At 44.7% G+C, this 23,279-nt stretch carries 24 protein-coding genes, 1 tRNA gene, 1 pseudogene and 1 riboswitch; of the genes and pseudogenes, 16 read left to right on the forward strand and 10 right to left on the reverse strand.

The features are described 5' to 3' along the window. The first annotated feature begins 281 nt into the window (after positions 1–281). Positions 282–1,082, forward strand: coding sequence for a Cof-type HAD-IIB family hydrolase (locus tag LNL84_RS10290; RefSeq protein ID WP_244357159.1), 801 nt, complete (start codon positions 282–284; stop codon positions 1,080–1,082). Positions 1,083–1,126: 44 nt separating this feature from the next. Here LNL84_RS10290 and moaE read toward each other — a convergent pair whose 3' ends face one another. The 5 genes from moaE to moaA all read right to left on the reverse strand — a co-directional run bounded on the left by moaE (position 1,127) and on the right by moaA (position 3,880). Next, positions 1,127–1,582, reverse strand: coding sequence for a molybdopterin synthase catalytic subunit MoaE (gene moaE, locus LNL84_RS10295; RefSeq protein ID WP_244357160.1), 456 nt, complete (start codon positions 1,580–1,582; stop codon positions 1,127–1,129). 1 nt (position 1,583) lies between these two features. Continuing rightward, on the reverse strand, positions 1,584–1,829 hold the full coding sequence (gene moaD, locus LNL84_RS10300) for a molybdopterin synthase sulfur carrier subunit (protein WP_244357161.1): 246 nt from the start codon (positions 1,827–1,829) through the stop codon (positions 1,584–1,586). Further along, positions 1,826–2,305 (reverse strand): cyclic pyranopterin monophosphate synthase MoaC, encoded by a 480-nt coding sequence (moaC, locus tag LNL84_RS10305; protein ID WP_244357162.1) that lies wholly within the window; start codon positions 2,303–2,305, stop codon positions 1,826–1,828. Before moaC ends, moaD begins: the two co-directional genes overlap by 4 nt. 16 nt (positions 2,306–2,321) lie before the next feature. Continuing rightward, positions 2,322–2,834, reverse strand: a complete 513-nt coding sequence (gene moaB / locus LNL84_RS10310; protein WP_244357163.1) for a molybdenum cofactor biosynthesis protein B — start codon at positions 2,832–2,834, stop codon at positions 2,322–2,324. A gap of 56 nt (positions 2,835–2,890) precedes the next feature. After that, the gene (gene moaA / locus LNL84_RS10315) at positions 2,891–3,880 is read right to left on the reverse strand and encodes a GTP 3',8-cyclase MoaA (RefSeq protein ID WP_244357164.1); all 990 of its coding nucleotides are present in this window, start codon (positions 3,878–3,880) and stop codon (positions 2,891–2,893) included. Continuing rightward, positions 3,869–4,016, reverse strand: a riboswitch (molybdenum cofactor riboswitch). (Overlaps the previous gene by 12 nt.) Before the next feature lie 344 nt (positions 4,017–4,360). Between moaA and yvcK the strand changes: the two genes are divergently transcribed. Continuing rightward, positions 4,361–5,254 carry a uridine diphosphate-N-acetylglucosamine-binding protein YvcK gene (yvcK, locus tag LNL84_RS10320; protein WP_244357165.1) on the forward strand — a complete coding sequence of 298 codons (894 nt, stop codon included), beginning with the start codon at positions 4,361–4,363 and terminating at the stop codon, positions 5,252–5,254. Between the two features lie 53 nt (positions 5,255–5,307). Here yvcK and luxU read toward each other — a convergent pair whose 3' ends face one another. From luxU to uvrB, 3 genes are all read right to left on the reverse strand, one after another. Then, entirely contained in the window at positions 5,308–5,664 is a 357-nt protein-coding gene (gene luxU / locus LNL84_RS10325) for a quorum-sensing phosphorelay protein LuxU (protein WP_244357166.1), read from the reverse strand. Positions 5,665–5,673: 9 nt separating this feature from the next. Further along, positions 5,674–7,071 carry a quorum-sensing sigma-54 dependent transcriptional regulator LuxO gene (gene luxO / locus LNL84_RS10330; protein ID WP_482146148.1) on the reverse strand — a complete coding sequence of 466 codons (1,398 nt, stop codon included), beginning with the start codon at positions 7,069–7,071 and terminating at the stop codon, positions 5,674–5,676. Positions 7,072–7,199: 128 nt separating this feature from the next. Next, entirely contained in the window at positions 7,200–9,230 is a 2,031-nt protein-coding gene (uvrB, locus tag LNL84_RS10335; RefSeq protein ID WP_244357167.1) for an excinuclease ABC subunit UvrB, read from the reverse strand. A gap of 429 nt (positions 9,231–9,659) precedes the next feature. Here uvrB and LNL84_RS10340 point away from each other — a divergent pair. The 9 genes from LNL84_RS10340 (at position 9,660) to gloA (ending at position 17,230) form a co-directional block, all read left to right on the forward strand. After that, positions 9,660–9,735 (forward strand) — tRNA-Asn (locus tag LNL84_RS10340). Positions 9,736–10,023: 288 nt separating this feature from the next. Beyond that, positions 10,024–10,605, forward strand: coding sequence for an electron transport complex subunit RsxA (rsxA, locus tag LNL84_RS10345; protein ID WP_244357168.1), 582 nt, complete (start codon positions 10,024–10,026; stop codon positions 10,603–10,605). After that, on the forward strand, positions 10,605–11,186 hold the full coding sequence (rsxB, locus tag LNL84_RS10350; RefSeq protein WP_244357169.1) for an electron transport complex subunit RsxB: 582 nt from the start codon (positions 10,605–10,607) through the stop codon (positions 11,184–11,186). Before rsxA ends, rsxB begins: the two co-directional genes overlap by 1 nt. Before the next feature lie 14 nt (positions 11,187–11,200). Continuing rightward, the gene (gene rsxC / locus LNL84_RS10355) at positions 11,201–13,723 is read left to right on the forward strand and encodes an electron transport complex subunit RsxC (protein WP_244357170.1); all 2,523 of its coding nucleotides are present in this window, start codon (positions 11,201–11,203) and stop codon (positions 13,721–13,723) included. A 3-nt stretch (positions 13,724–13,726) separates the two neighbouring features. Beyond that, positions 13,727–14,779: an electron transport complex subunit RsxD gene (rsxD, locus tag LNL84_RS10360; protein ID WP_244357171.1), complete on the forward strand. Its 1,053-nt coding sequence runs from the start codon at positions 13,727–13,729 to the stop codon at positions 14,777–14,779. A 3-nt stretch (positions 14,780–14,782) separates the two neighbouring features. Beyond that, positions 14,783–15,412, forward strand: a complete 630-nt coding sequence (rsxG, locus tag LNL84_RS10365) for an electron transport complex subunit RsxG (protein WP_244357172.1) — start codon at positions 14,783–14,785, stop codon at positions 15,410–15,412. Beyond that, positions 15,412–16,101: an electron transport complex subunit E gene (locus LNL84_RS10370; RefSeq protein ID WP_244357173.1), complete on the forward strand. Its 690-nt coding sequence runs from the start codon at positions 15,412–15,414 to the stop codon at positions 16,099–16,101. The genes rsxG and LNL84_RS10370 overlap by 1 nt, the downstream gene beginning before the upstream one ends. Positions 16,102–16,160: 59 nt before the next feature. Further along, positions 16,161–16,802 (forward strand): endonuclease III, encoded by a 642-nt coding sequence (gene nth, locus LNL84_RS10375; RefSeq protein WP_244357174.1) that lies wholly within the window; start codon positions 16,161–16,163, stop codon positions 16,800–16,802. Positions 16,803–16,813: 11 nt separating this feature from the next. After that, positions 16,814–17,230, forward strand: a complete 417-nt coding sequence (gloA, locus tag LNL84_RS10380; RefSeq protein WP_244357175.1) for a lactoylglutathione lyase — start codon at positions 16,814–16,816, stop codon at positions 17,228–17,230. A gap of 37 nt (positions 17,231–17,267) precedes the next feature. Here the strand turns inward: gloA and motY are convergent. Further along, positions 17,268–18,077, reverse strand: a pseudogene (gene motY, locus LNL84_RS10385) (flagellar protein MotY); the annotation flags it as partial. Between the two features lie 364 nt (positions 18,078–18,441). On the opposite strand from motY, the gene rnt reads away from it, so the two are divergent. Together rnt and LNL84_RS10395 are read left to right on the forward strand one after the other, a co-directional pair. Further along, entirely contained in the window at positions 18,442–19,092 is a 651-nt protein-coding gene (gene rnt, locus LNL84_RS10390) for a ribonuclease T (RefSeq protein WP_244357177.1), read from the forward strand. A 27-nt stretch (positions 19,093–19,119) separates the two neighbouring features. After that, complete coding sequence (locus tag LNL84_RS10395; protein WP_244357178.1) at positions 19,120–20,445, forward strand: Na+/H+ antiporter family protein; 1,326 nt, start codon at positions 19,120–19,122, stop codon at positions 20,443–20,445. An 83-nt stretch (positions 20,446–20,528) separates the two neighbouring features. On the opposite strand, the gene LNL84_RS10400 is transcribed toward LNL84_RS10395, so the two are convergent. Next, the gene (locus tag LNL84_RS10400; RefSeq protein ID WP_244357179.1) at positions 20,529–20,867 is read right to left on the reverse strand and encodes a Grx4 family monothiol glutaredoxin; all 339 of its coding nucleotides are present in this window, start codon (positions 20,865–20,867) and stop codon (positions 20,529–20,531) included. Positions 20,868–21,110: 243 nt separating this feature from the next. On the opposite strand from LNL84_RS10400, the gene sodB reads away from it, so the two are divergent. The 3 genes from sodB (at position 21,111) to LNL84_RS10415 (ending at position 23,209) form a co-directional block, all read left to right on the forward strand. Then, positions 21,111–21,692 carry a superoxide dismutase [Fe] gene (sodB, locus tag LNL84_RS10405; RefSeq protein WP_244357180.1) on the forward strand — a complete coding sequence of 194 codons (582 nt, stop codon included), beginning with the start codon at positions 21,111–21,113 and terminating at the stop codon, positions 21,690–21,692. A 113-nt stretch (positions 21,693–21,805) separates the two neighbouring features. Next, positions 21,806–22,309 (forward strand): VC2046/SO_2500 family protein, encoded by a 504-nt coding sequence (locus LNL84_RS10410; protein WP_244357181.1) that lies wholly within the window; start codon positions 21,806–21,808, stop codon positions 22,307–22,309. A 225-nt stretch (positions 22,310–22,534) separates the two neighbouring features. Next, positions 22,535–23,209, forward strand: coding sequence for an SDR family oxidoreductase (locus tag LNL84_RS10415; RefSeq protein WP_244357182.1), 675 nt, complete (start codon positions 22,535–22,537; stop codon positions 23,207–23,209). The last annotated feature ends 70 nt before the right edge of the window (positions 23,210–23,279 follow it).

Consider the following 23,279-nt stretch of genomic DNA (forward strand, 5'->3'; position numbering starts at 1 on the left):
CAAGAAGAGGCGCCTTTGCCATTTTGACGAGTTAGATTATTGTTTATTTCATCGGTTTGTTAGCCAAACCCAACTTGGGAAGATGCAAATTTAGTTCCATGTAAGAATGTAGTTACATTTCATAGAGTTAATATAAGATAAAATAAAAAACTCACGATTATTGAGCATCATAGAGCACCAAGTTGGTGCGCTTTAACGAAGCCATCACTAAATGACTGCCTACCGTGAGGAAATTGAGTATACTTTAGCCCCTGTTCCCTAATTGACGACATTTGCGTTTTATGACTCACTCTATTAAGTTCATTGCCACAGACATGGACGGTACGCTGCTTGATGAAAATAGCAACCTACCACCTGCATTCCCAGAGTTTTTTCAAAGACTTAAAAACGAAGATATTTTGTTTGCGGCCGCGTCAGGCCGTCAGTATTACAGCCTGTACGACACCTTTGCTGATTATCAGGAAGAGATGTTATTCATCGCAGAAAACGGGACAATCGTTATGCACAAGGGCAACGAACTCTACAGCTGCACCTTAGATTTCGACGCCATCCCAGCAATCATCAACAAAGCGCGCACTATCGACAATGCCTTTATTGTTTTGTGTGGCAAAAAGAGTGCTTATATCGAAACTCAAGACCCTGTCGCACTCGCAGAAATCAGTAAGTACTACCATCGATGTGAGTACGTTGAAGACTTGCTCAGTGTTAACGATGAGTTCATTAAAATTGCTTTACTGCACTTTGATGGTTCGGCAAAACACATAGAACCGGTTATCCGACCCGTGTTTGAAGAGGCCTTCCAAGTGGTCGTCAGTGCAAAGATCTGGCTGGATGTCATGAATAAGGTCGCGTCAAAGGGTGCGGCCATTCGTCACCTACAACAAACTCTGGAGTTCAGTTATGAACAAACCATGAGTTTTGGTGACTATTTTAATGATGCTGAAATGCTGAAGGAAAGCTACTACTCGTATGCGATGGAAAACGCACACCCTGGCGTCAAACAAATCGCACGTTTCTCAGCGCCAAGCAATACCGAATACGGCGTCATAAGTGCTGTCTACGATTTCTTAGATAAAAAGTAAACGTACTCAATAGTAAAAAAAGCATGCCAAGGCATGCTTTTTTACTATTTTTGCCAACGCTGGGCAGCTTGGGCGTCTGAATCGCGAGACTCAACCCAACGAGTGGTCTCTTTAGTGCGTTCTTTTTTCCAAAAGGGTGCTTTAGTCTTGAGGTAATCCATAACAAACTCGCACGCTTCAAATGCTGAGCCTCGGTGAGCACTCGATACACCAACGAATACGATCTGATCCCCTGTATCCATATCACCCACTCTGTGGATAACACGTATGCCATTGAGAAGCCAGCGCTCTTCAGCCTGATCGCAAATAGACAGTAGCGCCTTTTCCGTCATTCCAGGGTAATGTTCTAGAGATAAACCAACCACATCATCCCCCAGATTCATATCACGCACTTTACCGACAAAAGTCACGATGGCACCTGATGCATGGCTTTGTGCCAATGCGTCGTATTCCTCTCCGACGGAAAAATCCTCGGTTTGAACCGATACTCTTGGTTTCACTTTAACCTCCTGTCACAGGTGGGAAAAACGCAACCTCATCGCCGTGGTTAACAGCTGAATCTAATGGCACAATCGCTTGATTGACAGCGGCAAGCAGTTTTCCACTTTCAAGAGCCAATGCCCACTTTCCTTCGCGCTTTGCCAAATGCTCTCGAATCGCGTCAACACTGGCAAAGTCCTCGTCTAATTCGATGCTGTCTTGGCCAATCAACTCTCTGGTTTGAGCAAAAAACAGTACTTTAATCATGATGACACCTTAAAATGACCCGATTTTCCGCCTGTTTTTTCTAACAAACGAACATTGTCGATGACCATATCTTTTTGTACGGCTTTACACATATCATAAATGGTCAGAGCGGCAACAGAAGCAGCCGTTAACGCTTCCATCTCTACACCCGTTTTGCCTGCGAGTTTACATACGGACTCAATACGCACTTTATTTTCGGACTCGATTGCTTCCAATTGAACTTCGACTTTAGACAACAATAAAGGGTGACACAATGGGATCAGATCCCACGTTTTTTTGGCCGCTTGAATACCGGCAATTCGCGCTGTTGCAAATACATCACCTTTATGATGGTTACCAGAAGTAATCATCTCTAGAGTTTCTGGTGCCATGTGCACGAATGCTTCTGCTCTCGCTTCTCTGACAGTCTCGGCTTTAGCTGACACGTCGACCATGTTTGCTTCGCCAGACGCATTGATGTGGGTAAATTGAGACATCTCTTTTCCTAGACGATTATTTACTTAGATGTGGCATAAAGTTGCATGGTCTGTGGCTCGCGTCCATTTGCTGCTTAATGATCTTTGTCCATGCAGTGCGACACGCTCCTGTTGACCCAGGCATTGCGAAGATAACGGTATGATTAGCAAAACCTGCAATGGCTCTAGATTGAATCGTTGAAGTACCGATTTCTTCGTACGAAACAGCTCTGAACAATTCACCAAAACCTTCAACCTGTTTGTCGAAAAGTGGGATAAGCGCTTCTGGCGTACTGTCTCTAGAGGTAAAACCTGTACCACCAGTGATCATTATCGCCTGAACAGAGTCATCAGCGACCCATTTCGAGACAATGGCGCGAATTTGATAGACATCGTCAATCACAATGGCTTTATCTGCAAGCTTGTGACCCGCTTCTTGAAGGTTTTCAGCTAAGTAGCGTCCGGACGTATCGTTTTCTTCTGTACGTGTATCCGATACCGTTAATACGGCAATGTTTGCTGGCACAAATTTGCTTTCTGCGTGACCCATTCTCGTTCACCCCTAATTAAAATTATTTGATTTTGTAATTGATAGTGGTGGCTTATCTAGCCACCTATTGATGCTAAATGCGGTGTGCTGCCCGAATTGCCATCTTGCAAGAAATGGCTAACTGATTTATTGGCAAGCTGAGCTTGGATACGGGCAATGAGCTCTTGTTCTTGCGAGTCCTCTTGCAACAAATCACGCAGCTCAACTCCGCATTCTCCAAACAGACACATGTGTAGCTTACCAAGAGCAGAGACTCGTAATCGGTTGCAGCTAGCACAGAAGTTTTTCTCATACGGCATGATCAGCCCGATTTCACCTAGATAGTCAGCATGAACGAAAACCTGAGCAGGACCGTCATTAACACCTCGAGCTTTTAAGATCCATCCATCGGCAATCAACTGATTGCGGATGGCGACACCTGAGACATGATGTTTTTGAAACAACTCATCCATTTCCCCGGTTTGCATCAGTTCGATGAAGCGCAGTTGAATCGGTTTATTTTTTATCCAATGTAAAAAAGCGGGCAATTCTCCGGCATTCAAATCCTTCATCAACACCACATTCACTTTCACCTGTTCAAAGCCAACTTCGAAAGCTTTATCAATGCCAGACATTACTTGATGAAATTTGTTCTCACCGGTTATTTGATGAAACATTCTTGGGTCAAGACTATCAACACTCACATTGATATTAGTGAGCCCCGCCTGTCTCCAAGTATCAACTTGGTTGGCCATACGATAACCGTTGGTTGTCGTCGCGACCTTATCAATGCCCGGAGTGTTAGCAACCGTTTCAATGATCTCAGGAAAGTCTCTTCTCAAACTAGGCTCACCACCGGTGATTCGGACCTTATTGGTACCGCAGTCGGCAAAGGCTGTCACTATCCGCTTGATTTCTGGGAGACTTAAAAAGGACGAGTTCTTATTGCCCGAGGGTTTGTAGCCATCAGGAAGGCAATAAGTACATTTAAAGTTACAGACGTCTGTAACTGACAAGCGCAAGTAATAAAACTTGCGATGGAATTTATCTTCGAATTGTTGCGCCACGGAACACCTTTCCAAATACGGGAGGCAAAATCATTTCCAATTATGCCCTGGTGACGAAATGTCACTGGCTCTAGACGCATATTGTCACGTTTACTTGTGACGACTTAGCCCAAAGAGCTCGGAGTTATGGCAATTATCAATTTATCCAATCGATAATAGCGTGCGATTAAAATACTTAATAACGAAAGGGTTTTCTAGTACTTATACACAAAACTTCTACTAACCTTTCACTTTTTGCTCGAAGCTTATGCTTCACTAGCTCTATAGTAGTATAGCTTCCCTTGTTTGATTCACCATAAAGGATTGAATTGCTCTGGTGAAATTAAATGTGATATAGGTGGACCATTGATTTAAAAAATATTCACAATCTACAGGCTTTGCCTTAACGTACCGGCTCAGAACCTGTTTAACGTTCGATAGAGTGGCGTTGTATTGCTCACTCGCCTAATGTCGTAATAGAACAATAAATAAGAAGACTCTATGGATATACATACGTCAAAAAAAGTGGTTGCTGTTGGTGGCGGCCACGGTCTAGGCCGTATTTTGGCTGCCTTGCAAGATTTTGGTCACAATGCCACTGGTATCGTGACGACTACCGATAATGGTGGCTCTACCGGCAGGATCCGCTCCTGCCAGGGCGGAATAGCTTGGGGAGATACTCGCAACTGCATTAACCAGTTGATCACTGAGCCATCAATCAGTTCTATGATGTTCGAATATCGTTTTCGAGGTACTGGTGAACTCGATGGACACAACTTAGGTAACCTAATGCTAACAGCTTTAGACAACCTATCTGTGCGCCCCCTTGCCGCTATCGACCTGATTCGTAATATGTTGGGTGTCGATGTCAATATTATCCCAATGACTGAACACCCATGTGACCTTACCGCACTGTCGATTGAAGGTAGCTGGGTCACAGGTGAAACCTCTGTCGATGAAATGACTGAAGATCTGCAGCGGCTTGATCTTGATCCTGTGGTACCCGCGACCAAAGAAGCCGTTGTGGCTCTCTCACAAGCTGACTGCATCATCTTGGGCCCGGGGAGCTTTCTGACTAGCATCATGCCACCGCTACTGCTATCTGAAATTAGCCAAGCCATTAAAAATAATAGCCATGCTCAGCTAGTCTTTGTCGAGAACCTTTCACCTGAATATGGTCCAGCAGGGCGAATGACGCTGGCGCAGAAACTAAAATGGTGTGAGCGTGCGCTTCATGGACGCACTTTGGATGTCATTCTTGGAGCCGAACCTCATATCGAATTGAAAGGCAAGTGGCACTGTGAAACCAGAGATTTGGCGTCGCCAAACCGAGATTGGCGCCACGACAGGGACAAGCTGAAGAATGCCATCTGCGACCTTATTCGCACCTGGTAGACCGTTTTGGATCATTGACTAGGCTGCGAACAATCCCTCGCAGCTTAGCCAATCTAAGCATTGGACTTTAATGACTTAAGATATTTTGAATAAACCTGATGAGTCTCATTTAGGCAACTCATCATGAAAGAGATATCTTCATCTTTCTCTACAAAGTCATCTTGCTTGACTGCTTCATCAACCGACAGTGCCAAATGACATAGAGCATCAGCACCAAAACTGGCAGCGCTGCTTTTTAACGCATGGCTGATTTCTTTCAAATACGCTGATTTTGCCGCCAAGTTGCCGCAATTCAACTGCTGCTGGTAGGTTATGAGCTCTCCGGTAAAGATTTCCAGCAACACTGGAATATTATCCACGCCAATTTCGCGGGTTAACTGTTCAACTTTATGCTGATTTAAATATTCCACATCGTCACCTTATTTTGTATTCCATGCTTGAATTTTTCGATAAATAGTTGACGGGCTGACGTCCAAAAAACCGGCGGCTCTAGGGATATTACCGTCACACACCTCAATAGCGTTTTCTATTGCGATCTTTTCTGTCTGCCACAGAGGAACAATGTCTTGCGGCGCCAGATTATTGGCCGTCGTAGTATGTGCGAACCGAGCACTGATGTTTTCGCCCTCTGCAGGTTCATTGAGAGGGGGTGGCAGCATATCTAATGTAATTTCCTTACCGTGATTGAGTACCACAACATTTCTCAGAACATTTTGCAGCTGACGTACGTTACCTGGCCATTCATACTGAATAAAGCGATCGACGACATCTTGAGAGAAGCGTATGAAGCTCTTGCCTTCTTCGTGAGACATAAAGCCGAGTAGCGAATAGGCAATTTCGATCACATCTTCATCTCGTTCTCTTAAGGGTGGGAGGTGAAGTGGGATCACATACAGTCGATAATATAAGTCCTCTCGAAAACGTCCTTCTTGTACTTCTTTCCAGGGATCCTTGTTGGTTGCACAAATAAACCGAACATCGACCTTTTTCATTTTCGAAGAACCCACTTTCTGGAATGTTCCCGTTTGAATAAATCGCAGCAGTTTGGTCTGCAACTCTAGATCCATTTCACACAACTCATCAAGAAACAGAGTTCCTCCGTCAGCAAGTTCAGCGGCCCCCTCCCGGTCACTAGACGCGCCCGTAAAAGCACCCTTTACGTGTCCAAAAAGCTCACTTTCAATTAAATCTTTTGGTATAGCTGCGCAGTTGATTGCAATAAACGGGCTGGTATCACGCCGACTTGCAGCATGTATGGCTTCAGCACAAACCTCTTTGCCAGTACCACTTTCGCCAGTGATAAAAATACTGGCTTTGCTCGTTGCAGCCGAGTCTATCGTTCGATAAACCGCTTGCATGGTATGGCTGCTCCCGATGAATCCTTGATATTTTTCTGCTGCACCATCATTGGCATCGTTGTTTTTGAGCTTTGACGCTTTGCGGATGGCATTATTGACTGTAACACGCAGACGATCTGCTTCGCAGGGCTTGATCAAAAAGTCTTGTGCGCCATGCTGCATGGCATCCACTGCAATATCAATGCTACCATGAGCAGTCATAAAGATAACCGGAACGTCTGAATGAGCTTGTTTGACCTGATCCAGAACATCCATACCCGTCATATCGGGTAAGCGTAAATCCAACAAAATAAGATCTGGGGTGCGATGATTTAAGCTTTGAATGGCATCGCGTCCCGTCCCAACGATATTAATATCGATCCCGAGGGGAGTGAGATAGGAGCGATACAACGCTGCCACCGAAGCGGTATCTTCAACCATTAGTAAATAGGTCGAGTTTGGATTGTTCTGTTCTGGCATAACCTAACTAACTTATAATGTGTTTATAGGCATATCATTACACCGTGTTTCGCATTTTGCAATTATCGTGACCAGTTACCACGCAAAATGCGTTAAAACCATCGTATTCTCCCCAGAAGATCGTGCGACTAGCTATTGGCTATAAAGTGTTGACGCAGTTTTTCCATCTCATCACGCTTAGCTGCGGCAAGTTCAAACTCTAGGTTCTGAGCGTGTTGATACATTTCTGATTCGAGTTTTAAAATCTGCTTTTCAATATCCTGAGATGACATTGCCACATAAGACATTGAAGGCTCGGCCACTTTCGACAACGGAACCTGCTTGGATTTCTTTGCACCTTGTTTCTTGGTCGCTTCACCTAGCTCCATAATATCTTTGATATTTCTTTTCAGTGCTCTAGGAACTAAACCATTTTCTCGGTTATAAGCCTGTTGCTTTTCGCGCCTACGCTCAGTTTCTTCCATTGCTCGCTGCATCGAATTTGTAATTCTGTCAGCATAGAGAATCGCCTTACCTTGAATATTTCGAGCTGCGCGTCCTATCGTCTGAACCAAAGAGCGCTCAGAGCGCAAAAAGCCCTCTTTATCGGCATCTAAAATTGCCACCAGGGAGACCTCTGGCATATCTAAACCTTCTCGAAGTAAGTTAATACCCACTAACACATCAAACTCACCCAGTCTTAAGTCGCGAATAATTTCAACCCGCTCAACGGTATCGATATCAGAGTGAAGATAACGAACTTTCACGTCGTGTTCACTTAAGTATTCCGTCAGATCTTCAGCCATCCGTTTCGTCAAAGTCGTCACTAGCACGCGTTCGTCTTTCTGGGCGCGAATTCTAATCTCTGAAAGCAAGTCATCGACTTGAGTCGCTACTGGCCGCACCTCTAGTTCAGGATCCAGCAAACCCGTTGGACGGACAACCTGGTCGGCAATTTCGCCATCCGACTTTTCAATCTCATAATTGCCCGGTGTCGCAGACACAAAAATGGTTTGTGGGGAAATCATTTCAAACTCTTCAAACTTCATCGGCCGGTTGTCCAATGCCGATGGAAGTCGAAAACCATACTCAACAAGCGTTTCTTTGCGCGAGCGATCGCCTTTGTACATTGCGCCGATTTGCGGCACAGTTACATGAGACTCATCAATAATCAGCAAACCATCTGCTGGTAAATAGTCAAATAATGTTGGTGGTGCCTCTCCCTCTTTTCGTCCACTAAGATAACGGGAATAATTTTCGATACCCGAACAGAAGCCCAATTCGTTCATCATTTCCAAATCAAATTGTGTTCGCTGACTAATACGCTGCTCTTCAAGTAGCTTATTATTATTCTTTAAGTATTCCTGACGCTCACGTAAATCAACTTTGATATTCTCAATCGCGTCAAGAATTTTCTCTCTTGGTGTAACGTAGTGGGTTTTTGGGTAGACGGTAAAACGAGCCAAATCTCGCTGGATAATAGCTCCTGTAAGTGGGTCGAAAAGGCTAAGGCATTCAACTTCATCGTCAAACATCTCAATACGTACCGCTTGATGTTCTGACTCCGCTGGGAAGATATCAATCACTTCGCCCCGCACACGGAACTGACCGCGCTCAAATGCAACATCGTTTCGAGAGTACTGAAGCTCTGCCAAGCGCCTGAGGATATCTCGCTGATCGATATGGTCACCTCGGGTCACGTGAAGCATCATTTTTAAGTAGGAATCAGGATCGCCTAAGCCATATATTGCAGACACCGACGCCACAATAATCGCGTCTTTGCGCTCAAGTAGCGCTTTAGTGGCAGATAACCTCATTTGCTCGATATGAGCATTCACCGATGAGTCTTTCTCTATAAAGGTATCGGTCGTTGGCACATAAGCTTCAGGTTGATAATAGTCATAATAGGAAACGAAGTATTCCACTGCATTATTAGGAAAAAATGCTTTCATTTCACCGTATAGCTGAGCCGCCAATGTTTTATTTGGCGCAAGTAGAATCGCAGGTCGTTGTGACTTAGCAATGACGTTCGCCAACGTAAAAGTTTTACCTGAGCCCGTCACCCCCAATAAGGTTTGGTGTGCCAGCCCAGACTCTAAGCCTTCATAAAGCTGCGCGATTGCGGTAGGTTGATCACCAGAAGGCTGATAGTCTGAAACCAACTCAAATAATTTTGCCATATCGAATTCATCCTTAAAGAGTGAACACAATATTACCTTATCGTCACGTTGGCGGAAATGCTTTCTCAAGATTCAGTCGCTTCAAGAGCGGTGTGAAAACCACCAAAAGTTATTCACTACTTATCGAGTTTCTAACCGGTTGATCCACAATATCTCAACACCAATAAATACCAATTTTTTCAATGACTTATTATGCTAAGGCTCAATTAAATACAATAAAGTTGAAGAGAAAAAGCTGTTTTTTTGATGTGGAAGCCAAATTTACAGATAGTTATCCACAAAATTGGTGGATAACTGGATAGAGCCTAGTTTTGGCAAGGGATTTGTGAAAGTAAAGTTTTTTGTAACTAATTTTATTGAATTTTTTAATCAAAAAAAGATTGACACAATAGGGTGGCAAATATAATATTCGCCGCGCTTTCGAGCAATTCCCCCTTAGTTCAGTTGGTAGAACGGCGGACTGTTAATCCGTATGTCGCAGGTTCGAGTCCCGCAGGGGGAGCCAAATTTTAAAAAGCCGTGTCCTAGACACGGCTTTTTTCATTTTGTCACGACATAGACATGGTTTGTGCTTAAGTATTTAGACCACGCAAGCAACGCTCAAACCCATCTTCTTTATCAAACACCGAAGATACACGCTTCGATATGACCGTTTTTGTTGGTCTGTTGCTATAATTCTTTCATTTCTAGGCTGCTTTTCGCGCAACTATTTAAAACCTTAGCTTTCATCGGTTGTTATTAGACTCACAAATAACGATAATATTGAGATCGGAGCTATTTAAAGTTTAACATTATGACCGAATATTTTTTGTTGTTGGTGGGCACCGTCCTCGTCAATAACTTCGTACTAGTCAAATTTCTTGGGCTGTGCCCGTTTATGGGAGTCTCTAAAAAGCTAGAGACCGCTATTGGCATGGGACTAGCCACGACTTTTGTGCTAACACTGGCCTCTGTCTGCTCTTATTTGATAGAAAGTTATGTCTTGATCCCGCTAGAGATCCAATATCTTAGAACAATGAGCTTTATCTTAGTGATTGCGGTTGTTGTTCAATTCACTGAAATGGTCGTCCATAAAACCAGCCCAACACTTTATCGATTATTGGGTATTTTCCTACCGTTGATCACCACTAACTGCGCGGTGCTCGGGGTCGCGATTCTCAATATCACCGAGAGTCACAATTTTATTCAATCGATTGTTTATGGCTTCGGTGCTGCCGTTGGTTTTTCTTTGGTTCTCGTTCTTTTTGCCTCTATGCGCGAAAGAATTGCTGCGGCAGATGTTCCAGCACCTTTTAAAGGAGCTTCAATCGCGATGATTACCGCAGGACTTATGTCTCTTGCGTTCATGGGCTTTACTGGGTTGGTGAAGCTATAATGAACACGATTCTTATTGCTATTATTGCCTTAGTCGCCCTTGCTGCGTTATTTGGTGCCCTATTAGGCTTTGCTTCTATCAAATTCAAAGTAAAAGCCGACCCTATCGTAGAACAAATAGACGCAATTTTACCTCAAACTCAGTGTGGTCAATGTGGCTATCCCGGTTGTCGCCCATACGCTGAAGCTATCGCTAACGGTGACAACATCAATAAGTGCCCTCCCGGTGGACAGGCCACGATCGAAAAATTGGCAGATTTAATGGGTGTCGAGGTTGAAGACTCCGCCCACGATCCAGAAAAATCCATCAAAAAAGTCGCCTTTATCCACGAAGATATGTGTATTGGTTGCACTAAGTGTATTCAGGCCTGTCCCGTTGACGCCATAGTCGGTGGAACAAAGGCGTTACATACCGTAATAAAAAGTGAATGTACGGGTTGCGATCTTTGCATTGCACCCTGCCCTACTGACTGTATTGAAATGATCCCAGTTCAGGCAACAACCGATTCTTGGAAATGGCAACTTGATACCATCCCGGTTTTGAACATTACAAATGTAAGCCCGCAGCAAGAAGTGAAATAAGGTAAGATTAAGATATGTTGTCACTGATAGAACAAATAAAAACGGGCTCATTATGGGATTTCCCGGGTGGCGTTCATCCGGAACAAAATAAACAGCAGTCTAATCAAACATCAATCGTAAGTTGCCCGCTTCCTAAGCAGTTGGTTTTACCTCTCAAACAGCACATTGGCAAGCCTGGTGATATTCTAGTTGGTGTCGGTGAACGGGTATTGAAAGGTCAACCTCTCACGCACATCAATGCCATGTTTATGTTGCCAATTCACGCACCAACTTCTGGTACTGTTACTGCTATTGAATCAAGGACAACCGCTCACCCTTCAGGCTTGTCTGAACTATCAATCGTCATCGAGACCGATGGTGAAGAGCAGTGGTACACACGTAATCCGGTAGAACATTACCTTGATGCCGCTCCTGAGCAACTGGTCGAGACCATTCGTCAAGCGGGTATATCCGGTTTAGGCGGTGCTGGCTTTCCAACCGCCACAAAAATTCAATCCGGATTAACGCGCACGGATATTCTTATCATCAACGCTGCCGAATGCGAACCCTATATCACCGCAGACGATCGACTAATGCAAGATCGAGCCGATGAAATACTACAGGGTATTGAAATTTTAGAGCATATTCTAAAGCCCAAGTTGACCGTTATCGGTATCGAAGATAACAAACCAAATGCAATCAAAGCGCTCGAAAAATCGGCCAAAAACATGGATATTCAGATCAGGGTTATCCCGACTAAATACCCATCTGGCGGCGAAAAGCAACTGATTAAGATCCTGACTAATCTCGAAGTACCTAATAACGGTATTCCAGCTGATATTGGTATCTTAGTGCAGAATGTGGGAACGGCGTATGCCATTAAGCGCGCAGTCATTGATGGAGAGCCCTTAATTGATCGCGTCGTGACTCTGACGGGCAATGCGTTCAAGCAACCTCAAAATGTCCAAGCCTTAATTGGCACATCGATTGCCCATTTGCTCGAGCATTTTGATTACAAAGCTGATAAGAAAGCACCTCGTTTGATCATGGGCGGCCCTATGATGGGCTTTACTCTGCCTCATGCCAACGTTCCCATTACCAAAACATCAAACTGTATCTTGGCGCCAACCTATCGTGAAATAGACCCACGTCAGGACGAGATGGCCTGTATACGATGCAGCCAATGCGCTGAAGCTTGTCCTGCTTCTTTGTTGCCTCAGCAGCTCCAGTGGTATGCCAAATCCCAAGAATATGACAAATGTGAAGAGCTGAATCTTAAAGACTGTATTGAATGTGGTGCCTGTGCATTTGTTTGCCCAAGTGAAATCCCACTGGTTCAATATTACCGTCAGGCAAAAGCTGAAATACGGGCGAGAAAAGTTGAGTCAGAAGCAGCAGAGCGCGCAAAAAATCGATTTGAAGAGCGTAAGGCCCGTTTAGAGCGTGACAAACTCGAAAGAGAAAATCGCTTTAGCAAAGCAGCCACTGAACGACGCAAGGAAATGAAAGCCTCGGGAGGCGACGATGCCGTTGCAGCCGCGATTGCCAGAGTGAAAGCGCAAAAAGAGCAATCCAATAAAGAAGTGAAGCCCGCCGTGGCGGCAGCCATTGCTCGAGCTAAAGCCAAGCAAGCACAAGCGGCGGAAAATGCTAGTCAAGAGCCGGATAACTCGGAAATGTCCAAGCTCAGAGAAGAACGTAAGCGTTTAGCTCGTGAGAAAAAAGCGCAGAAACAGACCGAAGATGCCCAAGCACAAGCAGAGCGCTCACAAGACGATAAAAAAACAGCTGTTGCTGAGGCTATTGCACGCGCCAAAGCGCGCAAAGCGCAGCAAGCTCAAAATCCCGCTGAAACAAGCCAGGTCGACGAGACATCGTCAAACCAGCAAGCAAGCGATAATGCCGACCCGAAAAAAGCCGCCGTCGCCGCCGCCATTGCAAGGGCCAAAGCGCGTAAAGCGCAGCAAGCTCAAGAGCCCGCTGAAACAAGCCAGGTCGACGAGACATCGTCAAATCAGCAAGTAAGCGATGACGCTGACCCGAAAAAAGCCGCCGTCGCCGCCGCCATTGCAAGGGCCAAAGCGCGCAAAGCGCAGCAAGCTCAAAATCCCGCTGAAACAAGCCAGGTCGACGAGACATCGTCAAACCAGCAAGTAAGCGATAATGCCGACCCGAAAAAAGCCGCCGTCGCCGCCGCCATTGCAAGGGCCAAAGCGCGTAAAGCGCAGCAAGCTCAAGAGCCCACTGAAACAAGCCAAGTGGATGAGGCATCGTCAAGCCAGCAAGTAAGCGATGACGCCGATCCGAAAAAAGCCGCCGTCGCCGCTGCCATTGCAAGGGCCAAAGCGCGCAAAGCCAAGCAGAGTTCGAGCATACCTGAGGCAGAAAAAATGGCTGACGATGCACAATCCTCGCCAGCCGAAAGCAATAATCCTGCCGAGGTTTCATCGGTTCTGGTAACAGACGATAACGTCGATCCAAAAAAAGCAGCAGTCGCTGCCGCCATCGCCCGTGCTAAAGCACGTAAAGCCCAACAACAAAAAAAACAAGGGGAATAGACAGTGGCCTTCTTTCTCGCTAGCTCTCCACATACTCATAACAAGAAAAAGACACCTGACTTAATGAAGGGCGTGGCAATGTGTGCCATTCCCGGGTTAATTGCTCAGTGCTATTTTTTTGGATGGGGGACATTAATCCAGCTCTGTTTTGCTATTTTAGTAGGCCTGATCCTTGAAGCGCTTGTGATGACAATCAGAAAACGTCCCGCAGCTCGAGCCTTGTCAGATTACAGTGCTTTGGTTACCGCGTGGCTACTGGCCATTGCCATACCCCCTCTGTCTCCATGGTGGATAGTGGTAATTGGTTTAATCTTCGCCATTGTAATTGCAAAACACTTATATGGCGGTCTTGGGCAAAATCCGTTCAATCCCGCCATGGTTGCCTATGTGGTATTGCTGATCTCATTCCCTGTTCAGATGACAAGTTGGATGGCTCCCCATCATTTGACCAGCGATTCCACTAGTTTCAGCGATGCACTATCGCTCATCTTTACCGGTTTTAATCTAGATGGTTACTCACTGCAGCAGATACGTACAGGGATAGATGGAATTACGACTGCAACACCGCTAGATGCGCTGAAAACCGGACTGAAAAACGGACTGACTCCTTCAGAAGTTATGAGTGATTCCATTTTTAATAACATTGCAGGCTTTGGTTGGACATGGGTCAACGTTGCTTACTTAGTCGGTGGCCTCGGCTTACTTAAAATGCGCGTTATCCAATGGCACATCCCTGCTGGCGTATTACTTTCGCTAGTCGTTTTAAGTAGTTTAGCGGTTCTTTTTGCTCCAGGCTCTAGCCCTACCCCCTTATTCCACTTGCTCTCCGGGGCAACAATGTTAGGAGCATTTTTTATCGCTACGGATCCCGTTTCAGCGTCAACCACCGTGAAAGGTCGGCTGATTTATGGTGTCTTTATCGGCGCAATGATCTTCGTGATCAGAACTTGGGGGGGCTTCCCTGACGGTGTCGCATTTGCCGTATTATTGGCGAATATGTGCGTGCCACTCATCGACTATTACACAAAACCAAGAACTTACGGGCACAATAGGTAAAACATGCTTACAGCCATTCGTAAAAATGGGTTAACCCTCGCGCTCTTCGCCTGTGTCGCAACAGGTGTCGTAGCCGTGACTCACTACTTAACCCAAGATAAGATTCTGCAGCAGCAACAAGCTCAACTGCAAGGTATCCTAAATGAGGTTGTGCCGCATAGGTTGCATGACAATGAGTTGTATGCTGAATGTACTTTGGTCTCGGACCCAGCATTAGGCAGCTCACAAGAACAGCCCGTTTATATTGCCACTCTGGGTGGCCAGCCAACTGCATTGGCTATCGAGAGCATCGCTCCCGACGGCTACAATGGTACAATAAAGATCATTGTTGGTATTGATATGCAAGGGAAAATCCTTGGTAGCCGTGTATTAGCCCATCAGGAAACCCCTGGGCTTGGCGACAAAATAGATCTTCGTGTCAGTGACTGGATCCTCAGTTTTACAGGAAAGACAGTGTCTGAGGACAACCTAGCCACTTGGGCGGTAAGAAAAGATGGCGGTGCATTTGACTCATTCACAGGGGCAACCATCACACCTCGCGCCGTAGTCAAAGCAGTTCGTGATACAGTAGACTTTATCAATGAGCATCGTTCAACTATCCTAACTCAACCACGCACTTGTGGAGAATTCTAATGAGTACTTCTAAACAGCTGGCAAAAAATGGATTATGGGACAATAACCCTGCTTTGGTTCAATTGCTTGGCCTTTGTCCCTTACTTGCTGTCTCTTCAACGGTGACCAACGCGCTAGGATTGGGGCTGGCAACTCTCGCTGTATTGATCGGGTCTAATGTGACCGTGTCATTAATACGCGACTATGTACCAAAAGAAGTTCGCATCCCCGTCTTTGTCATGATCATTGCGTCACTGGTCACCTGTGTTCAATTATTGATGAATGCGTATGCCTACGGATTGTTTCTCTCTCTTGGTATTTTCATCCCGCTCATTGTGACCAATTGCATCATCATTGGCCGAGCAGAGGCTTACGCTTCAAAAAATGCAGTGCTTCCTTCAGCTTTAGATGGATTTTGGATGGGGATGGGCATGACTTCGGTCCTCGTCGTACTGGGTGCAATGAGAGAAATTCTTGGTAATGGTACTCTTTTTGATGGTGCAGACTTATTACTTGGCGATTGGGCTTCGTCTCTGCGCCTAGAAATTTTTCAGTTTGATAGCCAATTCTTATTAGCCCTGTTGCCACCAGGGGCTTTTATCGGGGTTGGTATTCTTATCGCATTTAAAAATGTCATTGATCAACAACTTCAGCAAAGACAACCAAAACAAGAAGCAAAACCTATTGAACGAGCGCGCGTGACCAACTAGTTGAAATTTCTGGGCATCAGTGCATTGTTTAACTCATTGGAAGAGAGTTAGTCAGCAACATGAATAATATAAAGCGCAAAGAAATACTTGAACGCTTGCGAGCCGATAACCCTAACCCGCAAACCGAATTAAATTGGTCGACACCGTTTGAACTGTTGATCGCGGTATTGCTTTCTGCGCAAGCCACAGATGTCAGCGTCAATAAGGCCACCGATAAGTTATACCCCGTCGCGAACACCCCGCAAGGTCTATTAGATCTCGGTGTAGATGGCGTAAAAGAGTATATAAAAACCATTGGGTTATTTAACTCCAAGGCCGAGAACGTTATTAAGACATGCCGCATCTTGGTAGAGCAGCACCATGGCGAGGTTCCTGAAAACCGAGATGCACTGGAAGCACTGCCTGGCGTCGGTCGAAAAACGGCGAATGTGGTGCTTAATACTGCTTTTGGTTGGCCTACCATTGCAGTAGATACTCATATTTTCAGAGTATCCAATCGCACTAAATTGGCAATGGGAAAAAATGTCGATGATGTCGAGCAGAAATTACTCAAAGTAGTGCCAAAAGAATTCAAAGTTGATGTTCACCACTGGTTGATCCTACATGGGCGCTACACATGTGTAGCGCGAAAACCTCGCTGTGGCAGCTGCATTATTGAAGACTTATGTGAATTTAAAGAAAAAATTTATCCAGAAAATTAGGGAGTCAGATTATGTCAAATGGGCGCATTCTTCATACAATGCTTAGGGTTGGAGATCTAGAAAAGTCGATCGCGTTTTATACCGATGTGATTGGTATGCATCTTCTACGTAAAAATGACAACACTGAATATAAGTACACATTAGCATTCTTGGGTTTCGGGGACGAAAAGCAAGGTGCGGTGCTTGAACTTACTTATAACTGGGGCGTGACCGAATACGATCTTGGCAGCGCCTATGGGCATGTTGCGATTGGTGTCGATGACATCTACTCAACTTGCGATGCTATTAAAGCTGCCGGGGGCAACGTAACCCGTGAACCTGGACCTGTGAAAGGTGGTACAACAGAAATCGCCTTTGTCAAAGATCCTGATGGTTACATGATTGAACTCATCCAAAATAAACAGGCCAATGCCGGTTTAGAAGGCTAAAATCAAAAACCTGCCATGAGGCAGGTTTTTTTCATCACTAGACTTGCGTTCTACCAAACGAAATAACTACCCTACGGTTTTTAGCCTTACCGACTGGAGAGGTATTGTCAGCGACTGGGCGACGTTTTCCATACCCTTGAACTTGAATCCTATCCTCGGGTAGCCCTAAAGACTGAAAATAATCTTGCAATATCAGTGCTCTTGTTTCGGACAACTGCTGACTGTCGCTTTTATTGCTCACAGAATCCGTGTATGTGGAGACCAATACCAAGTCGATGTCTTGATTGTAACGAATGTACTCCGCTATCTGTTGCAAGCGATGTTGAGACGACTTATTTAGCCTCTCACTATTATTGTCGTAGTGCAGAATGGTAAACGAGATGTCTTCAAAGCTGTAAGGCAATAAATTCGCCACACAATCACTAAAAACATTGTATTTCCCTTGAAACAATACCGACGATAAAGACACTTCTATACGTTCGTCTCGACTTTGCCAGTCTTGATAACTGAATGTAGGGTAGCGACCTTTCTCTAGCTCGCTAAGCAGGCTCCACGCCGACTGCCCACCCACATAACCATCAAACTGCTTAAAGAACTGGAGATTGGTCATACCGTCAGCACTATCACCAGGTCGCCAAGGGGGTGGCATAGAGACTAAACTTACATTTCGAGTCTCCCCCATAGAGCGGCGCATTTTTAATTCGAAATCCAGATTCATTTTTTTACTGGCACGTGCCGTAAACTCCGCATCCCCGAAGTTTGGGATCGGATGAACCAAGCGACACTCTAAAGGTGTATTCACGACCATCTCCCATTGAGATTGGCTAGGCCTTGCCACGTAGTGCTTGTTGGTCATACCAACAGCAGAAAAAGCCACACAAAGAAAAGCTAAAGAAAATGGGTAAAACTTCATAAATTTCATAATGTTAAAATGAACCGATAGCCTTTAAGGAAATACGGCTAATCATTGCCGCCCTAGATAGAATAATTTGTCTAAACGTAATACTGCAAAAATCCCGCCAGATTTTCTATTTCACTACAAAGAGTCTCTTATAGAAAACAGGCTGCATAGGTTAATAAGTCGACACCAAGCCAATCAAAATAAACCACGTAAAATAACGGGAAAATGCCCATTTAAATACCGCTACTCGGTTTTTCTTGAGCAGATAATCTGCAATAATGTGGCGCCTATCACATACCGATGTATAACAATGACAGTGGAAAACGAAACGCACACGCTAAAAAAACGATTTCGAGGTTACTTCCCAGTCGTGATTGATGTTGAAACCGCAGGCTTCAATGCAAAAACAGACGCCCTTCTCGAAATATGCGCGATTACGCTAAAAATGGACGATAATGGCGAACTGCATCCCGCAAGCGTAGTCCACTATCATATCGAGCCTTTTGAGGGTGCAAACCTTGAACAGGAAGCGCTAGATTTTATCGGTATCCGAGATCCCTTTAGCCCTCTGCGCGGTGCGGTTTCTGAACAAGAAGCTTTAAAAGAGATCTACAAACTGATTCGCAAGGAGCAAAAACAAGCCGACTGTAGTAGAGCCATTGTCGTGGCGCACAATGCTCAGTTCGATCACAGTTTTGTCAGTGCTGCTAATGAAAGAAATAAATTAAAACGAGTTCCTTTTCATCCCTTTGCGACCTTTGATACTGCAACGTTAAGCGGTTTAGCCTACGGACAAACTGTTTTAGCTAAAGCTTGTAAAGCCGCCGGGATGGAATTTGACAATAAAGAGGCTCACTCAGCCCTTTATGACACTCAGCAAACTGCTGAGCTCTTCTGTCGTATCGTCAATAAGTGGAAAGCCCTTGGTGGTTGGCCGCTATTAGACGACTCAGAAACATAAATAAACACAACAACATTTGGGTAAACTATGAATCCTGTCGTTATTTCCGTTTGTATTATGCTGCTGCTGGCACTAATGCGTGTCAATGTCGTCGTTGCGTTGACCTTTAGTGCTATTGTCGGTGGTGTTGTCTCTGGTATGAGCCTAACCGAAGCTGTTTCGATTTTCGAAGGTGGACTTGGTGGCGGCGCTACTATCGCTCTAAGCTATGCCATGCTCGGTACGTTTGCTGTCGCAATCTCTAAATCTGGCGTAACTGATTTGCTTGCACAAGGCGTTATTAAGCGTATCCACGGTAGAGAAAGTGATGCTTCAACTACCGGCTTAAAATATGCGGTATTGTGCGCGCTAATATTGGTCACAATGTCTTCGCAAAATATCATTCCTGTACACATCGCTTTCATTCCCATTTTGATTCCGCCACTTCTTGGTGTGTTCGCTAAACTTAAGCTTGACCGCCGATTGATCGCCTGTGTACTGACGTTTGGACTGGTTACCCCATACATGGTTCTACCTGTTGGTTTTGGTGGTATTTTCCTCAACAACATTCTATTAAAAAACTTGCACGATAATGGCCTCGAGTCAGTGACAGCATCACAAGTACCAATGGCAATGCTATTACCCGCTGCGGGTATGATTGTCGGCCTGTTAAGTGCTGTATTATTCACTTATCGCAAACCTCGGGTGTATAAAGAAACCGAACTGACCCATGTTGACCCTGAACCTAGCCATATCAACAAGCGAAACATTGTTGTCGCAGTGATCGGTATTACGACCGCTCTTGCCATTCAACTCGCATCTGGTTCAATGATTATCGGCGCACTTGCAGGCTTCATGGTGTTCACTTTCGGCGGTGTCATCGCCTGGAGAGAAACCCAAGACGTGTTTACCAAAGGCGTGCACATGATGGCCATGATAGGGTTTATCATGATTTCGGCTGCGGGCTTTGCTGCGGTCATGAAACAAACCGGTGGCGTTGAATCTTTAGTAGAAGCACTATCAACAAGCATTGGCGACAACAAACCGCTAGCCGCTTTGCTCATGTTAATTGTTGGCCTACTGGTCACCATGGGTATCGGTTCTTCATTTTCGACGATCCCTATCATCGCTACTATCTATGTACCTTTGGCGATTGCCTTTGGATTCTCACCAATGGCAACGGTTGCACTTGTTGGAACAGCGGCAGCACTTGGTGATGCGGGTTCTCCGGCTTCCGATTCAACGTTGGGCCCAACCTCAGGATTGAATGCCGATGGTCAACATGAGCATATTTGGGAAACGGTAGTGCCCACGTTTATCCACTACAATATTCCACTGATTATCTTTGGCTGGATTGCAGCAATGGTTCTGTAATTCTTTTAAGGTACAAATCATTACGATCAAAAAAGGCTCGGTTTTCACCAAGCCTTTTTCTCATCTAGCACTAACATGCCAATTTAAGCGTTGCCTTCTTCGCCATTGCGCGCTGCAGCTTCTTTGATAATCGGTTGCAGCTCACCCTTCTGGAACATTTCCATAATGATGTCACAGCCACCGATCAACTCACCTTCAACCCAAAGTTGAGGGAAAGTCGGCCATTGTGCATATTTAGGAAGCTCTGCACGAATATCTGGGTTTTGCAGGATATCAACATACGCAAACTTCTCACCACATCCCATTAGAGCTTGAGCCGCTTGTGAAGAAAATCCACAACTAGGTAGCTTTGGAGAACCTTTCATATACAGAAGGATCGCATTCTCTTCAATTTGCTGCTTGATTTTATCGATAGTTTCCATTTTTTCCTCGAAATACTTGTACTGCGGATTTAGTCACATTCTAGCGAATCGGTGAAGAATAAAAAGCACATAATGTATATGGTTATTATTGTTACAAAAACAGACAGATTATTTTTCATCACCACCCTTTTAATAAAGTAAAAACTTGCTAAAATAGCAAGCAGTCAGTCTCATAAGACTCAAACAATAATTACTGGAAGCAAAGAGAGTATCCTCTCTCATATATAATGGAGAATTGAGCAAATGGCATTTGAATTACCAGCTCTTCCTTACGCGAAAGACGCACTTGAACCACATATTTCAGCTGAAACGTTAGATTTTCACCATGGCAAACACCACAATACTTACGTGGTTAAGCTAAATGGTCTAATTCCTGGTACTGAATTTGAAGGTAAAACGCTAGAAGAGATCGTTAAAACTTCATCTGGCGGTGTCTTTAACAACGCTGCGCAAATTTGGAACCACACGTTCTACTGGCACTGCCTAGCGCCAAATGCAGGTGGTGAACCTACAGGTGCTGTAGCTGACGCTATCAACGCTGCATTTGGTTCTTTCGAAGAGTTCAAGGCTAAGTTTACTGACTCTGCGATTAACAACTTTGGTTCATCTTGGACTTGGTTAGTTAAGAAAGCTGACGGTTCACTAGACATCGTCAACACTTCTAATGCTGCAACACCATTGACAGAAGAAGGTGTAACGCCTCTACTAACAGTGGACTTGTGGGAACACGCTTACTACATTGATTACCGCAATGTTCGTCCAGATTACATGAATGGTTTCTGGGCACTGGTTAACTGGGAATTTGTTGCTCAAAACCTAGCTTAATCTAAGCACATAACGCTTTCCTAAGGCCCGTATTTAATACGGGCTTTTTTTATGCCTTTTGCTAAAGAAACCGATTCGACAGCCGATAAAGTATTGAATCCAAGAGGTAAGCAATGCAAATACACACTTTAGATAAAGCAAATCTAGTCAACGAGCTACAATGTGGTCCGACACTTAATCAGGCTGTTGAGCAGGGTCGACGTGCTGATTTTGCTTTATTACTATCGATGTTTAGTGCTGACTGCAGAGAAACGATACCTGTCACCGGAGATCTTGAAGCTAGCATCGATGAAGAAGGTTTAAAAAGACGCTTCGCAGTAGCCGACAAACAAAAACTTACCGGTGATTTGGAGGACTACCCTCGTTCAGCAAGTCTTGCTGAAGGTTTTCACCAAGGTGGACTTGCGAGTGCGAAGCTTCGTCATTACTTGCTACCTGAGCCTTTGAGTTACCAGCCCGCCCATACCTTTGGCCTGCCTGAAGACGTTTATCAAAACTTATCTGGGCACACTCGCCGCCAACTGCAAGCAACTACGGTTCGTCCACAAGCCCCAGACAACTTGTACAATGAGCTGGTAACAACCTCAAGAATATCCCAACTGTCCTTCACCATTTGACATTCAGTCACCATTTAGCACTAAATATCCCTAAGCAAAACATGGCTGTTCAATGTAATCCTCATTGTTGTTCACAAGGAATGTGACCTAACGCTAACAAAAGACTTTTTACAGTACTGCACGGTAAAAAGTATGAAGTTATTCACACCTAATATACAACTTTTATACCAGTTTTATACCAGTTTTATACATCCTATTAAAAAACAATAGCGCGCTGGAGTATACATGGTCATAAACAATTCGGTTGTACTTATTACCTCTGCCTCTACCAACCTTGGTCCTACTATGGCGTGTCACTTTGCACACCTGGGGGCGAGAGTCATCCTTTGTGACACCGATGCTCAACAGTTAGCCATTGCTTACGACAAGTGCTGTGAAGTTTCGAGCAATGTAGAACAAAAACTGATCCCTGATACTTCATGCCAAACGATAGACGCGCTATTTTTTTCTATTCAACAAGAATATGGATGTTTTCCAGACGTACTCGTCAATAATTGGTCGGCTTTGCGGTTAAATCCCCTTGCCAACGGTACGACTTGTGAGGCTTTCATTTCAAAATACTCACAATTAGCTTCTAGTTTGCTCATGTTTGGACAAGTAGCCGCCAATAAAATGAGAGAGCGTCGTTCAGGGGTTATTGTAAATATTGCCTCGCAAGAACCCGAGTATAGAAATTGCGATCTAGAAAACACCTCATCACTTGTTACTGGCTTTACTAAAAGCTGGGCACTCGAATTGAAACCTTTCAATGTTCGCGTCGGTGGCGTAGTTCCAATACGCAGTGATCAATTTTGCAGTGCTTCACATTGGAATGAAATTCAACAAGAACTGATTAGAAACACTGAATACATTATCTCTAACGATTACTTCAGCGGGCGCGTCGTCTCTACTCAATTATGAGTCAAGTAAACTACGATCGTTTCAAATACCATAAAAAAAGCCCCCTTCATATGAAGGGGGCTTAATCTTT

The sequence above is a fragment of the Vibrio gelatinilyticus genome (assembly GCF_022836845.1).
Lineage (GTDB): Bacteria > Pseudomonadota > Gammaproteobacteria > Enterobacterales > Vibrionaceae > Vibrio > Vibrio gelatinilyticus.